Source organism: Komagataeibacter sp. SM21 (assembly GCF_041402665.1).
Taxonomy (GTDB): Bacteria; Pseudomonadota; Alphaproteobacteria; order Acetobacterales; family Acetobacteraceae; genus Komagataeibacter; species Komagataeibacter saccharivorans.
Genome location: NZ_JBGLOV010000010.1, coordinates 56,268 through 70,953 on the forward strand (window position 1 = coordinate 56,268; position 14,686 = coordinate 70,953).

10 protein-coding genes are annotated in these 14,686 nt (G+C 56.3%); 5 read left to right on the forward strand and 5 right to left on the reverse strand.

Annotation, left to right across the window (positions count from 1 at the left end; translation table 11 throughout):
• Positions 1–60: 60 nt before the first annotated feature.
• From ACBR42_RS11035 to ACBR42_RS11050, 4 genes are read right to left on the reverse strand one after another with little or no spacing between them, the layout of a single operon-like run.
• Positions 61–891, reverse strand: coding sequence for an ATP-binding cassette domain-containing protein (locus ACBR42_RS11035; protein ID WP_371208039.1), 831 nt, complete (start codon positions 889–891; stop codon positions 61–63).
• A complete protein-coding gene (locus tag ACBR42_RS11040) occupies positions 891–1,913 on the reverse strand; it encodes an iron ABC transporter permease (RefSeq protein ID WP_118963231.1) in 1,023 nt (340 codons plus the stop codon). Before ACBR42_RS11040 ends, ACBR42_RS11035 begins: the two co-directional genes overlap by 1 nt.
• Positions 1,910–2,839, reverse strand: a complete 930-nt coding sequence (locus tag ACBR42_RS11045) for a hemin ABC transporter substrate-binding protein (protein WP_371208040.1) — start codon at positions 2,837–2,839, stop codon at positions 1,910–1,912. Before ACBR42_RS11045 ends, ACBR42_RS11040 begins: the two co-directional genes overlap by 4 nt.
• The gene (locus tag ACBR42_RS11050) at positions 2,839–5,115 is read right to left on the reverse strand and encodes a TonB-dependent hemoglobin/transferrin/lactoferrin family receptor (protein WP_371208041.1); all 2,277 of its coding nucleotides are present in this window, start codon (positions 5,113–5,115) and stop codon (positions 2,839–2,841) included. Before ACBR42_RS11050 ends, ACBR42_RS11045 begins: the two co-directional genes overlap by 1 nt.
• A gap of 235 nt (positions 5,116–5,350) precedes the next feature.
• Here ACBR42_RS11050 and ACBR42_RS11055 point away from each other — a divergent pair, with 235 nt between their 5' ends.
• On the forward strand, positions 5,351–5,956 hold the full coding sequence (locus ACBR42_RS11055) for a biliverdin-producing heme oxygenase (protein WP_371208042.1): 606 nt from the start codon (positions 5,351–5,353) through the stop codon (positions 5,954–5,956).
• Positions 5,957–6,107: 151 nt separating this feature from the next.
• Here the strand turns inward: ACBR42_RS11055 and ACBR42_RS11060 are convergent, their stop codons facing one another.
• A complete protein-coding gene (locus ACBR42_RS11060) occupies positions 6,108–6,785 on the reverse strand; it encodes a GntR family transcriptional regulator (RefSeq protein WP_102324205.1) in 678 nt (225 codons plus the stop codon).
• A gap of 176 nt (positions 6,786–6,961) precedes the next feature.
• Here ACBR42_RS11060 and ACBR42_RS11065 point away from each other — a divergent pair, with 176 nt between their 5' ends.
• The 4 genes from ACBR42_RS11065 to ACBR42_RS11080 all read left to right on the forward strand — a co-directional run bounded on the left by ACBR42_RS11065 (position 6,962) and on the right by ACBR42_RS11080 (position 14,589).
• Positions 6,962–7,717: an aspartate/glutamate racemase family protein gene (locus ACBR42_RS11065; protein ID WP_371208043.1), complete on the forward strand. Its 756-nt coding sequence runs from the start codon at positions 6,962–6,964 to the stop codon at positions 7,715–7,717.
• Between the two features lie 145 nt (positions 7,718–7,862).
• Complete coding sequence (locus tag ACBR42_RS11070) at positions 7,863–10,355, forward strand: TonB-dependent receptor (RefSeq protein ID WP_371208044.1); 2,493 nt, start codon at positions 7,863–7,865, stop codon at positions 10,353–10,355.
• 88 nt (positions 10,356–10,443) lie between these two features.
• On the forward strand, positions 10,444–11,943 hold the full coding sequence (locus tag ACBR42_RS11075; protein ID WP_371208045.1) for an NCS1 family nucleobase:cation symporter-1: 1,500 nt from the start codon (positions 10,444–10,446) through the stop codon (positions 11,941–11,943).
• Positions 11,944–13,059: 1,116 nt separating this feature from the next.
• Positions 13,060–14,589: an HAD-IIIC family phosphatase gene (locus tag ACBR42_RS11080; protein ID WP_371208046.1), complete on the forward strand. Its 1,530-nt coding sequence runs from the start codon at positions 13,060–13,062 to the stop codon at positions 14,587–14,589.
• The last annotated feature ends 97 nt before the right edge of the window (positions 14,590–14,686 follow it).

The window sequence follows — 14,686 nt, forward strand, 5'->3', positions numbered from 1 at the left end:
CAGTCGGATAAAGTCGTTCTCCTTGATCTACCTGCCTGCGCGCCCGATCGTGCAGGTAGGTTATGACGATGCACGGATATTGGCTTCCCTACCAATATTATCATGGGGAAGGATGAAGGGGCGGCCCGTTTTTGCATGAAGATGGATGCAGCCATCCTTGAGACCGAAAATGGAGCAGGCCAGATCCTGTGTCATTACCGCTTCGACGGTACCATACGCATGGACCCTGCCCTGATGAACCACAACCAGTCGGTCTGCGCAGGCGGCGGCCCAGTTGAGATCATGCAGCACAACAGCGACGCCACCGCCCCGGGCGGCATGCTGGCATGCCAGTTGCAGGACAAGCGCCTGATGGGCGGGGTCCTGCGCTGAAATCGGTTCGTCCAGCAGGAGAAAACCCGCAGGTAAGTCCTTCGCCCGGGCAACTTCCAGTTGCATGAGGACACGGGCAAGATTTGCACGCTGGCGTTCCCCGCCGGACAGGGTCATCATCTGCCGCCCGGCCAACTGTGCCAGCCCTACCTGCTGCAGTAGCATATCAGCCAGTGCCACCTGCCGGTCGATGGCCATCCTGCGGGCGGACATCCCTGCCCCCATCACGACCATCTGGCGTACCAGAAACTGGCCTGCAGTTTCATTTTCCTGTGTCAGCATGGCGCGGCGGGTGGCCAGATGCCGTGGCGACATGGCAGCGACCGGCTGGCCATCCAGCAGCACGTCTCCACCGGTCGGCCTGGACAGTCCACTGGCGAGACGCAGCAGCGAACTTTTGCCCGCACCGTTAGGGCCAATGATTGCCGTGACCAGACCCCTGCCGAAAGACAGGGTGACGTCGCGCAGGATTTCACGCTCACCCCGCCGCCATGTTACGTTGCGCAATTCCAGTGTCATCACGAAACATCCGTACGGTGACTACGTGCCAGCAGCCAGACAAAAGCCGGCGTGCCGAGCAGTGCTGTCACGACGCCAACCGGGATCTCCGCGGGGCTGGCCAGCGTGCGGGCCATGGTGTCTGCTCCCGTCAGTAATATTGCCCCCAGCATTGCACTGGCGGGTAGGACAATCCGATGGTCAGGACCAGCGGCCAGTCGTACCAGATGCGGCACGACCACCCCCACAAAACCGATTGCCCCCACCAGGGATACGGTCGGCCCCGTGGCGCAGGCGACCGCCAGAATGGACAGGCTTTTGATCCGTTCTACCGGGTAGCCAATCAGCAGCGCGTTGTGTTCGTTGAGCAGCATGGCGTTCAGCGGGGCGGCAAGGCAGGAGGCAAGTGCGCCCGCAATCAGCACAAACGGCACCAGCAGGCTGACACTGCGCCATGTGGCCCCGGAAAAGCTGCCCATTGTCCAGAAAGTCAGATCACGCAGGGCTGCATCATTGGCCCGGAAGATCAGGATACCGGTCAGCGCGCCGGAAAAAGCCCCAAACGCCACGCCCGCCAGCAGCATTGCGGTGATCGATGTCACCCCACCGCGCGTAGCGAAAAGATAGAGCAGTCCCATGCCAGCAAAACTGCCCACGATGCCCGCACACGGGATTGTCCACATGCCAAGCCACGTCGCCCACTGCCACGAACTGCCAAGGATAATGACGCAGGCCGTCGCCAGCGCCGCAGCGGACGAAACCCCGGCCAGTCCCGGATCGGCCAGCGGGTTACGAAACAGTCCCTGCATGATCGTGCCGGCAACCGCCAGCGCCGCGCCGGTCAGGCAGGCCATGACGACGCGCGGTCCCCGGATGTCGCGCAGCACCAGCCGTGTCGCCTGATCCTGTGTTCCAGCCGGATGCCACAGGTCGCGCAGGTGAACCGTCGTGGCCCCCGTATCAAGGGCCACAAGCATGGTCAGCAACAGCAGGACCGACAGCAGGCTGAAAAGCCAGACCGTGCGGGATATTTCCCTCGTCATGCGGGCGTGCTCAGGTGGCGGGCCAGTTCCAGTGCCGCATCGGGCGTACGGGGGCCAAAACCCAGCAGGCGTTCGCCTTCCATGGCGATGATCGTCTGGCTACTGCCTGCAGGCGTCAACCGGAACCCCGCATTGGCAAGCAGGGCGGCGCGGACCTGCGGGGCGTCCTGTTCCATGGTCAGTACCGCATCCGGTCGCAGGCCGATCAGGGCTTCCTGATCCAGTATCCTGTAGCCTTCAAATGTTGCGGGGTTGGTGCCACCGGCCAGACGGATCACGGCATCCGCGGCCGTGCCCGTACCTGCTACCATCGGGCGGTTATTGCTCATGCGCATGACGAACAGCACCCGCTTTGTTTCAGGGTGGGTCGCGCGCCATTGTGACAGCATATCGAAATGCCGCGATATGTCCGCGCAGAGCCGGTCGCCAGCCATTTGCGCATGTATCAGTTTCGCCAGAAAGCGCGTGCGTGCCAGAATGGCGTTTTCCGATGGTGTGGCGTCAACAAACACGACCGGCACATCTGATGCCATCAACTGCTCCAGAACCTGTGGTGGTCCACAATCGTTCATGGCCAGGATCAGGTCAGGCTGAAGCGAAAGAATGCCTTCGGCGGACAGGGCGCGCATGTAGCCCACGGATTTCTTCTCGCGCAATGCCTGTGCGGGCCATGTGGAGGTAATATCAACCGCGATGATACGCGCATCCGCACCCAGCGCATACAGCGTTTCGGTAATGGTGCCGCCAATACTGGCTATGCGCGTTGCAGGGCCAGTTTTTACCTGTCGCCCCCGACAGTCGGTGAACAGGTCATCTCCGGCGCTCCGGCTGATGCGTGGCATGGTCAGCACGCCGCCAGCCAGCAGGCAGGCAAATAGTCGGCGTCCCATTTCCACCCGACCGTGGCCTGCAGGTTTATATGCCATCAGAACTCGATCCTCGCTGTTACCTTGAAGGAGCGGCCAGGCTGCGTGTAATACCGCTCCGAAAGTGAACTGGATGACTGGCCATAGGGGAGCGAGGCTGCGTTGTAGTAAGCCTTGTCAAAGATGTTGTACATGCCCGCCTGTATGCGCAGCGGACGGTAGAATGTGGGGCTGTACCAGCCTGTCAGGTCAAAAATGACGTAGCCGGGCGTTTTCCACTGGTTCTGTAGCGATCCCGTGGTGGTCAGGTATTTGGCGTCATCGCGTGAAGTGGCGAATGTGCCCGACAGGTCGGTGCCCCAGTTATCCGTCTTGTAGCCAAAGCCGATGATGCCACGGAAAGGTGCGACCGAACTGAGGTGGAAGTTCATGTCCGTATCGCGCCCGTCGGCATAGGCAAACGAACCCCATGTATGCCAGTGCCGGTCAAACGCCCAGTTGACGCTCGCTTCCACACCATAAATGCGGACATGCGCCAGATTGGTATAGCCATAACACAGGTAGTACCCCGAACAGCCACTGACCCCCTCCATATCGATGAAGTTATGGTAGTGATTGTCATAAAACGAGATATTGGCCCCGCGTTCGGAATTGCCGTATTTCATGCCAACTTCCCATCCCCGGCTGCTTTCGGGTTTGAGGTTGGGGTTCCCTGTTACCTGATAGTACGGCGGGGTGCTGTAATTCAGGTATTCCTCCGTCGCTGATGGGGCGCGGTAGGCTTCGGAATACTGTCCATATAATGTCAGGTTGTGGGCCACCCGCGCTTCCACCAGCACCTTGGGCGAGAAGTGTGAGCCATGGGCGCCATGTGGCAGGCCGCTATATCCTGCATTTGCCATGTAGGACGTGGTATTATGCGGATCACGCTGGAAGTAATCAAAGCGGAATCCCGGCGTGATATGGAACCATTCATTGCGCCCGATGCCGATACGGTCCTGCACGATTGCCCCCATGTCCGTCCCGTGTACCTTGGGCATGTCCGAGAAGTTGTCATGCAGGTACGGACTGGAGACCGCCTGCTGGCCGGTCTGGGTCTGATAGGTATCGGTCAGGAAGACTTCGCCGCCATAAGTAATCTTATGGTGCAGCGGACCGGTGAAGATGTTGTTTGTGGCTGACCCGGTAACACCATAGGACTGCACGGGCAGGCTCAGATGTTCGTGGGTATATGTGGAAGCATTGGCTGAATCCCGGTTCGTGATATCGGTATCGGTCTTGATGCTCTGCCAGTAGGCCAGAAAATGGGCCTCGCTGAACAGTGCGGTCGGACTGTCAGCCTGATAATCATAATTGGCTGAAACACGCGAACGCTGGTTTTCGCTGCGGGTATAATAGCGATCAGTCGCTGTGGTTTCGGAGGTTTTGGTCTCCTCGTTATAATTACGGTCATACCATTCGCCCGTCAGGCCGATCCGGTGGCCGCCAGCGAAATAATGCCGGACCTTGCCCAGAAAGTTGCCCACCTGATAGGACGCCGGATCTTTCATGGTCCGGGTCCGGCCATAACCACCCGTATCGCCACGGTTGCCCGTTTCGCTGCCGTTCTGGTAGCCCCCCTGAAGCAGGAACACGGTATTCCCGTAACGCGCAGCGAAAGCCTGATTGAGCAATGCGGCTTCGCTTGCGCCATTATAGGTCATCTTCGTCAGGCCCCCGAAGTTTTTACCGGGCTTGAGGATGTCTTCAGGGTCCAGCGTCCGCAGGGCAATCACCCCGCCTAGCGCACCCGTGCCGAAGAAACTGGAATCAGCACTTTTGACCACGTCAATGGCCCCGAGTGAATTGAAATCGAAATCACTTACGCCCCCCTGTGCGGTATTGAAGCTGCCTGCATAGGCACCGTCATTTGCCCATGGCATACGCACGCCATCAATCGTGGTCAGTATCCGATTCTGGTCCAGACCACGAATATTGATGCTGGAGTTTCCGTTACTATAGTTTACAGAGGCATCCACGCGCCGTGAATAATCCTCCAGACTGTCGATCTGCCTGTCGCGGAAGGTTTTGTAGGTGGTTGTGGTGGTCAGGACCGCCGGTTTGCCCACTTCGCTATGATCCTTGTCGGGATCAAATTTCATCAGGTCAATGATGTCCGTACTGCCCTGCACTTTTACGGGGGAAAGCCGGATCGGCGCGGCGGGTGAAAGGGAAACCTGCGCTGGTGGAGAGGACTGTTTTACTGCCGTTTTTGGGGATGTTGTCGTATCTGTTGCCTGTGATGCGGCAAAGGCGGGGGTCATCCACGCACAGGCCAGAGCCGTGGTTGCAAGCATGTGACGGCGGCGTGCCTGCCCTCGTCGGAAGAAGAGCTTTATCATCATTCACCATTGCTACTGAGAATCATTAGCACAACGATATGCGTGCGATCGTGAGGCGGCAAGGATTTTGTTGCGCCTGATTCTTAGTTGCACTAATGGAGGAAATGTTGGATTCCAGCGGTCTGCGCATGTGAAACGCAAGAATCAGTCCGTTGGACTCTAAGTATAAAATTGTAACAGGAAGAAAAACATGACTCTGTTAAACGACGGGAACATTCATGTCCCCCTGTCCGGCTACCTGCGGGAAGCCACTCACCAGATCCACGATGAACTCAATCACACCGTCATGTCCCGGGGCATGTTTACGGATGCCGCAGGTTATCGGGACTTTGTGCTGATGCAGTACCTGTTCCATCGTGACCTCGATCCCCTGTACAACAGCGATGACCTTGCGCGTATCGTGCCGGATCTGGCCGCCAGAAACAGGTTCCAGCAGGTTTCGGCCGATATGAACGATCTGGACATCGCCATACCTGCCCCAGGCGTGCCTGTGGGTATGATGGACCCTTCCACCGCGATTGGATGGCTGTATGTCGCGGAAGGATCAAAGCTCGGCGCTAATTTCCTGACCCGGCTTGTTGAAAAAATGGGCTTTGACGACAGTTTTGGTGCCCGGCATATGGCGGCGGACCCGATGGGGCGTGGTCCTTCATGGACTGCATTCCGCAAGGCGATCGATCATGCGGGCCTCGACCCGGAACGCTGCGTACAGGGCGTGCGTGAAAGTTATGCCCGCGTAAGAAGCTATATCCCGGCACGGAAAAATAATACGGCGGCAACGGTGACGGCCACCTGACCAGCCCCCTCAGGTCACGACGCCTTTTCATGCGCAATACGTAAGTCAGCGGAGACGCGGCCGGAGCCGTTCCCTCTGGCTTGCGTAAGGGCCGTGAACTACAGGCGAGCAGTGTTGATTTCAGAAAATACCATTCAGTTCACAGCGAGACTTAACACTTGAGTATCTGGCTGAGGATGGTGGTGGTCGCTGGTTCGCGGTTGAAATCAAGGCAGCTTTCAATCCCTTCCAGATGCCGTGCCATAAGGGCGGATGCCTCCGTATGGTTGTCGGCCAGTAGCAGTTCCAGCAGGTCATGATGATCGGAGGACAGGCAGCAGGTCGTGTTCTGGCGCTCATACATGGTAATGATTAGCGACATACGCAGGATCAGTTCATCGGTAATGCTTTTCAGCACCCTGTTGCCCAGCTCCTCAATCAGCGTCAGGTGAAACTGACCTGAAAGATAGATCATGGCAATTGCGTCGTGCTTCTCATGCGCCTCCGCTTCCTGTGCCATGATATGGCGCAGGCGTGCTGCACCCTGTGCGGACAGCTTGCGGTAGGGCTGTGCCAGCAGGCTGACTTCGATCAGGCGGCGGCTGGCCAGCACGTCTCGCGCTTCCTGTGGGGAGGGACGGCTGACGAATGCGCCACGACCGGGTTCCAGCGTGACGATATGGGAACGCGATAGCGATAGCAGCACACGCCGGATCTTGGCCCGGTTGGAGCGGAAAATCTGTGCAAGCTCTTCCTCGGGCAGCTTGCTGCCGGGTGCAAGCCTGCGTTCAAGGACCGCCTTGCACAAGGCATCAGCAATGCGCGCTTCTTCCCTGGCAGATGATCCCATGGCCTGCGTCCCCCTCCCCTTTTGGCTGAAACGCATTTCTGTTGGGGCAGTCTGATGATTCCGTCAAGGGTATTCATATTGTAAACAATCTGGGTTGACGAAACACGTTTCCAAATCATACTGAATGGCGGAGGTCGCTGCTGTGACCCGTAATCTGATGATTGGATGCCCTGCCCTTGCCGCGCCTGCTGCTTATCAATCCCAATACCGATACAGACATGACGCAGCGCATGGTGGCCCATGCCCGATCCCTGTTCGCCGATACGGTGGCGATTGAAGCGGTAACCGCCCGGTTTGGGGCACGCTACATTACCAATCCCGTTTCTCTCACCATTGCAGGCCATGCGGTTCTGGATGCGCTGGCGCGCGCGCGTGGGCCATTTGATGGGGTTCTGGTGGCCTGTTTTGGTGATCCGGGTCGGGAGGCGCTGTCCAGCATCTGTCCCGTGCCTGTTGCGGGCATGGCGCAGGCTGCCATCAGGCGGGCGGCACGACTGCCGGGGCGCTTTTCCATCGTGACCGGGGGGAAGGAATGGAAACCCACGCTGATCAGTCTGGTGCAGTCCATGGGACTGAGCGCGCGGCTGGCTTCCGTGCGTATCCTGCCCGAAGCGGGCAACGTTCTGGCGACCGGGGGGGATGCCGTCTGTCGCCAGATTGCGCATATCTGTAATGAGGCCGTGCGTCAGGACGGTGCAGCCCGTGTGCTGCTTGGTGGTGCGGGACTGGCTGGTTTCTCCAGACGCGTCGCGCCCTATGTCGCCGTTCCCGTCATGTGTTCCCTGCATGAGAGTCTGCTGGAAATACGGGACCTGTTATCGCGCCCGGCACGATCCGTTTCCCATCGGGATGGTATGAAAACGGTGGGTCTGTCGGCCGAACTGCAGCGTTATCTGGCATCGGGAACCGATGCTGGCGTCGATCTGAATTGAAATCTCGTTTTGTAAACAATATCCGTTGACACACATTTTCCGTGTGTATTATTTTGTATCCGAAACGACAAACATTTCTTTCAAGTATCATTTCATGTCGCAATCCCGCCCTGTCGTGCGGTGGTAAAGCATAAGGACACCGGCAATGTGCCCTGACGGAAAAAGCCAGACCGGATCGTATTCTTCCAGACAACCCGCGCCGCTGCTCCGTTTTTCAGTGCAGTTCCCCGGACATCGGTTTTTTCTGGCGCTTACAACCGCGCTGGGACTGAGCGCGTCACACGGGGCAGCCTTTGCCCGTACGGTATCGAAGCATACCGCGAACGCCCAGCCCGCAGCCGCGCAGCACAAAGCCACCACCCCGCACGATGGCATCCGGGCCACGGGCAGTGCGGAACAGATCCGGGTGGGTGCGAATGTGGTCCATTCGGCCGATGGCGTGACCGGACGCGCACCCGGCGGCGGCCTGATCCAGAAGCAGACTGCCCCCAAGGCCCGCAGCACTGTCACGCCCGATTACATCATGAAGCAGTCTCCGGCGCAGAATGCCTATAATGCCGTCAAGCTGCTGCCGGGCATAGTGGTGGCGAATACGGACCCTGCGGGCCATGAAAAATCTGCCCTCAGCATGCGTGGCCTGACGCAGGACCAGATCGCCAATGTATGGGAAGGCATGCCGTTGAGCAGTATCGGCGGCTACAACCTCGATGTGGCATGGGTTACGGATAGCGAGAATATTGGCAGCGTTTCCGTGCAGCCCGGTTCATCCAACCTAGACACGCCCGCCATCAATGGTTCTGGCGGCATGTTCGAGTTCAAGACCCGTGATCCCTCCAGGAAATTTGGCGGACTGGGGGATGTGGGTGTGGGAAACCGGGATTATACCCGCCAGTTCCTGCGCGTGGATACGGGTGAATGGGGTAAAACGGGTATCCGCTCCTATATCTCGTTCTCTAACCAGCATGACACATTTTACCATGGTCCCGGTCAGGAGGACTTCAAGCATATCGATTTCAAGATCCTCAAGGAATGGGACAACGGGAACCGCGTCTCGCTGGTGGGTGGTTTTACGCGCGGCATCATCGGGAACGAGCCATACTGGGACATGACCATGGCGAGCTGGCGTCAGAAGGGTCTTAAAAACGAGCTGGCTGGCTCATACGACATCAATAACGCTGCTGGCGGCACCGATTACTGGAAGTTGAACTGGCTTCATTCCAAGACCTTCAATATCGCAGCCCCTTCCCACTTCAATTTCGGTCGGCTGGGACTGGATGTAACCCCTTATGTGGCGGCCAACCAGAAAGTTTATGGTTCAGGCTTTGAACTGAACGATCAGGTTTACAATGGATATGGCAGTAGCCCGCAGTCCATTTCCATCCCCGGACAGTTGCCGGGCCAGTCCTATGGCGTAACCGAGCAGTACAGCAGCCTGAACGAAATGCGCGGTGGTGTGAACGCGAAGCTGAGTTATAAGGTCGGTCAGCACCATATCTATCTTGGTTACTGGTTTGATTATGATAATTCGACCAATCTTGTGGGCTATACCGGCGTAAGCAGTGCGGGCAACCCGGCGACATCATGGGGCCGGGCGGGCCAGTCGCTACGGCTGGCAAATGGCCAGGTATTCTATTCCCAGAATTACAGCGATATTTCGACTGTTAACGGGATCTATGCCGGTGATACGGTTTCGCTGCTCGACGGTCGTCTGGTGCTTGATGGTGGCATGCGTGTCACCATGATCCACCGTGACGGGACCGACAATATTCCGGGCCTGCAGCGCAAGGTCAGCGCCAACGAAGTCATGCCGCTGCCAACGCTTGGTGGCCATTTCCAGTTGAACAAGTATGTGCAGATTTTCGGTGGGGTCTCGACCGGCGCCAAGGCGCCGCCTGACAGCGCCATGATCACCACCATCAACCCCAATACCGGCCAGATCGCCAATCAGGGCCAGACCCATATCCATGATGAATACAACATTACCGAAGAAGTGGGTATGCGCTATACCGGTAAATACATCATCGGGTCCTTTACATATTTCCATTATAACCTGTCACATCATCAGGTTTCTACATCCATGTTCCTGGGTAACGAGGCGATCGGACAGGTCATTGATGCGGGTAACCAGACCACCAATGGTTTCGATGCGGAAATCGGCACGCGGCCCATTCATCATTTCCGTCCCTATGCGTCCATGCAGTACCTGCATTCGACCATCGACAACAATATTCAGGGCCTACCCACCAAGGGCAAGATGGCGGTCAATACGCCCACATGGGCGGCCTCGCTTGGGATAGACTGGGATAATGGCATTTTCTTCTGGAATTATGGGCTGAACTATTTCTCCAAGCAGTATTCGACCTTCATGAATCAGGAAGCCCTGCCCTCCCTTTACACCATGAATGCAACAGTTGGTGCGCGGCTTCCCCGCAACAGTCTTGTCGGGCGTGGTCTGAGCTTTCTCAAAAGCCCGGAAATCATGCTGTGGGTCAACAACATGATCGACACCCATGCCTATTCCGCCATCAACAGCGTCAGCCTGACCAATACGACCATTGGCAGGATTCAGGGCACGGCGCCTACGTATAATACGCTGGGTCGCTTCTCGGCGGTTGTGACTTTCCGGGCCGGATTCTGAGCAGGAAGCTGGAAACGGGGTCCACAGGCCGGCATGACCTTCACATGGCGGGAAGACCCAAGCATAGTAGGCTGCGGGGATGATGCGGATGAACATGCAGACACGACCGGAAGCGGTGCCACCTGTCCTGATCACGCAGGCGAGAGAACAGGACAGCAGGCTGCGTAACCGTGACCTGCTACCTGCTGCCAGGCAGGACTGGAACTGGTACGATTACCTGTCTTTCTGGATGTCGGACGTGCATAGCGTCGGCGGCTATGTAACAGCGGGCAACCTCTTTACGCTCGGCCTGCCGTCGGGGCTGGTTTTTGCATCCCTGCTTGCTGGTGTGCTGATCGTAAACGTGTTGTGTAACCTTGTGGCGGTACCCAGCCAGCGCACGGGTGCGCCGTTTCCGGTTATATGTCGCATGTCCTTCGGTGTGCTGGGTGCCAATATCCCTGCCCTCATACGTGGTGTGATAGCTGTGTGCTGGTACGGGATACAGACATGGCTCGCATCAAATGCGCTGGTGGTGCTCGCCCTGCGGCTTTTGCCCGCCCTGACACCGTGGGCGGATGTCCGGATTCATGGCATGCTGGGGCTTTCCGCCGTGGGATGGGGGGCATTTGGTCTGCTATGGCTGGTGCAGGCCGCCATTTTCTGGCGGGGGATCGAGACGATCCGCCGGTTTATCGAACTGGCGGGGCCAGCCGTCTATGCCGTCATGATTGCGCTGGACCTGTATCTGCTCCAGCGCGTGGGATGGAGCCATTTTTCATTCCAGATTACGGGTGCTGGCGGCCCACTGCATGGGGGAGCACTGGCATGGGCCAGTATAAATGCGGTGGCGCTGGTGGTTTCCTATTTCTCGGGACCCATGCTTAATTTTGGTGATTTCGCGCGGTACGGGCGGAGTGCATCGGATATCAGGCGCGGTAATTTCTGGGGGTTGCCGTTCAATTTTATCGGGTTTTCAGCACTGACGATCTGTACCATCGCCCTGACTGCTCCGGCTTTTGGTCATGTCATGATCGATCCGGTGGAAACAGTGGCGCATATAGATAGCCTGACCGCTGTCATATTCGGCATGTTGACCTTCATCATTGCTACGGCAGGGATCAATATTGTAGCCAATTTTGTTTCGGCTTCTTTCGATTTCTCCAATCTTGCGCCACGATCCATCAGCCTGCGTAGAGGCGGCATGATCGCTGCCGTGGGCTCCATTCTCATCATGCCCTGGAAGTTGTACGGAAGTCCGCAGGTCATGCATCTGACGCTGGATGTGCTGGCGACATTTATTGGGCCGCTGTTCGGTATTCTTGTGGTTGACTATTATATTGTACGCCGTCGTCAGGTCGACGTGGCAGCACTTTATACAACCAGTCCGCAGGGTCGCTACTGGTACCGCAACGGGGTCAATCTGGCGGCGGTCCTTGCCCTGCTTGTCGCGGTGATGGCGGGCAGCGCGAGTGTATTTGTACCGGCGTTATCAGCCCTGTCCGGATTTGCGTGGTTTATAGGCTGCCTGACAGGGGGATTATCTTACCTCATCCTGATGCATTCAGGACGTGATGCCCGTTCGGTGTTTTCGTCCATCAGATCCTGAAGGTCGGCGAAACGCCCGGTTTAGGCGCGATCATCCTGATCAGCCGGGTTACATGCGGGGCCAGCAGGTGACCCGGCGGGTTCAGCGGCATATGTAGCTTTGATCCCCGTTTACGCTTGCCCCCATCATATCCGATGCGGGACCTGTTTTCCTGTGTCGAACGCAAAAGGCTGCTGGTTCAGCCCTATGACCAGACTTAATACGCAGTGAAGCGCGTACGTAGATTAGGCACAGCGCTTCGAATCAGCCAGCCTCTATCCAGAGACAGGCTTGCTGACAGACTGCCAGTCACAGCGGGAGATCGTTCGGCATCGTGCGCCACGCAATCCTGTTGCTGATCATATAACGCAACCCATTAAGTAATTCATGCAATGCATGATGCCGCCATTTTGCATTCCCGCATATCAGGGACAGTCAGAGACCATTCTTCGCCTGATATGTCAGAGGGATACGGTTTGCATGCAGGTATCGTCCCACATTCATGCGCCAGTCAGCCATGACAGGACATTACACCGTCTTGTGATCTGACCGTAACGGGAACGCAGGACAGCTTTTATGGTTCGTAACACCTGTCCGTAATCATTCAGTTCCATGGAATCCTGACGCCTTTTTCTCCTGTCTGGTTGATTCCTGGTCACAGGATCATGAAGCGAAGAGCTTTGTTATAATTTGTTCCATTGTGTTATTTAATGTAACTTTTGTAAGGTGGTTCAGTTATAACATCAGAGCGATTCAATGATCAAAAAGCTGTCCAGAAAAATAAAAAAAATAATTAACCTTCCAAACGAAGTTAAATATCAGCATTACAAACTTGATCGTGTATCATCGAATGGACTGAAGGGGTTTCCCTTCCACAGACTGGAACCTGAAGCGGAGCAAAAGCTCCATGTTGCGTTTTTTGGTCCCTGCGCACTTTTGCCCATCATCAATTACGCAACAAATCACGGGCATGATGTCATCCATGTGACGATGGGGGTGGATGAAAGTCGGCAGATTCATTTTTCCCCGCCCCTGTCAGAAGTAAATCATGAAAAAGCAGAGGTGAACGTCATCGGCTTGCCGCTCCGTTCGGTTATGGCCGCTGGAGCCCTACCCTTTGACGGTTTTGAAAATGAGGTGTTCTGGCCTCGCCTCAAGACCGAAGAAGACCATGAAAATTATCTGAAATACTGTATTGACTATATTTCAGAATTCGTCACATCCATTTCCGACCTTCTTGACGGAAAGCCGACATTCTTCCTGTCATTCTGGGAACCGAGGCAGAATTTCATGGGGTCACTTTTCCCCCGTTTTGATCTGTCCAATCCACAGTATTTCGTGACACGGCTTAATGCTGAAATGGAACGGATTATTCGGGCCTATCCTAATACTTTCCTTCTGGACGTGAACGACGTTCTCAATTCGATGGGTCGTTTCCGGATACAGGATGACTACGCGCGCGAACTTTCGCATGCATCGAATATATTCGATACCACCTTCGAAGATGATGGCAGGCGTATCCGCAACAGTACGCCTGTTTCCCATATATATGATGTGGACGGCCAACCCGATGTTTACGGCCACTGCGTCTTTAACGTCATCCGTAATAATCTTGCCATTATAAACGCGGCAGCCCCGATCAAGCTTATTATCATGGATCTTGATGATACCATGTGGCGTGGTGTGCTGGCGGATGGCGACCGCACGCCTTATGAACGCACGGATTACTGGCCCATGGGTCTTGCCGAAGCCTTGCTTGTGTATAAGGCCAGAGGGGGGCTGCTGGCTATCTGCAGCAAGAATGATCCCGAACTGGCCCGCGCCGAATTCGATCGCGTGTGGCGTGGACGCCTGAAGCTGGAAGATTTTGTATCGGTAAAGATCAATTTTCAGCCCAAATCGGAAAATATTCTGGAAATACTGGACGAGGTAAATCTTTTGCCTGCCAACGTCCTGTTTGTGGATGACAATCCGCGTGAGATTGATGAAGTCCGCTGCGTGATTCCCGAACTGCGGTTCATGAGTGAGGAGCATATGGACTGGCGGCGTGCGATCCTGCTTTCTCCCAGCACGCAGGTACCCCGGATCAGTACGGAATCCCGGCAACGTACCCAGACGCTGCGGGCCAAGATCAGTCGCGACCAGACGCGGCAGAAAATGAGCCGCGAGGAATGGCTCCGCTCCCTTCATATCCAGCAGCGTTACACCGTGGTGCGTTCGGACAATGACCGGAACTTTGCACGGGCATTTGAGCTTCTGAACAAGACCAACCAGTTCAATACCACCGGACAGCGCTGGTCGCTGGATGCCATAAAGAAATTATTTGCGCAGGAGGGATATATATTCTGTGTGTTCCTGCGGGACAGGCAGACGGATAACGGCCTGATCGGACTGCATCTTGTCCAGAAGAACAGGATCATCCAGTCCATCCTGTCATGTCGTGTATTCGGCCTGTGCTCGGAATACGCGTCCATGCAGGTGCTGGCACAGCATATCCTGGAAAAATACCCGACCGTAACGGGGGGCTTCACAGCAACCGGGCGTAATTTCTATTGTGAAAATTATCTGGAGAAGTGTGGCTTTACCAGGGAAGGGGATGATTTCGTCACCCGTATTGCGCCTGCCTGTCCCCCCGAAGTCACCAATGAGGATAAAATTGCATGGTGATATATAGCTGAAGCAGACGGCAAGAGTGTGCGATCCCGATAAGGCACCAGGTCGAGCGACAGACCGTTCGCAGTAGGGGCTGAACATCTCCCCTTAT

Excerpts from the sequence above, each read along its gene's own strand:
- ACBR42_RS11035 (WP_371208039.1), bottom strand. The coding sequence starts at position 891 with ATGACACTGGAATTGCGCAACGTAACATGGCGGCGGGGTGAGCGTGAA.
- ACBR42_RS11040 (WP_118963231.1), bottom strand. The coding sequence starts at position 1,913 with ATGACGAGGGAAATATCCCGCACGGTCTGGCTTTTCAGCCTGCTGTCG.
- ACBR42_RS11045 (WP_371208040.1), bottom strand. The coding sequence starts at position 2,839 with ATGGCATATAAACCTGCAGGCCACGGTCGGGTGGAAATGGGACGCCGA.
- ACBR42_RS11050 (WP_371208041.1), bottom strand. The coding sequence starts at position 5,115 with ATGCTTGCAACCACGGCTCTGGCCTGTGCGTGGATGACCCCCGCCTTT.
- ACBR42_RS11055 (WP_371208042.1), top strand. The coding sequence starts at position 5,351 with ATGACTCTGTTAAACGACGGGAACATTCATGTCCCCCTGTCCGGCTAC.
- ACBR42_RS11060 (WP_102324205.1), bottom strand. The coding sequence starts at position 6,785 with ATGGGATCATCTGCCAGGGAAGAAGCGCGCATTGCTGATGCCTTGTGC.
- ACBR42_RS11070 (WP_371208044.1), top strand. The coding sequence starts at position 7,863 with ATGTGCCCTGACGGAAAAAGCCAGACCGGATCGTATTCTTCCAGACAA.
- ACBR42_RS11075 (WP_371208045.1), top strand. The coding sequence starts at position 10,444 with ATGAACATGCAGACACGACCGGAAGCGGTGCCACCTGTCCTGATCACG.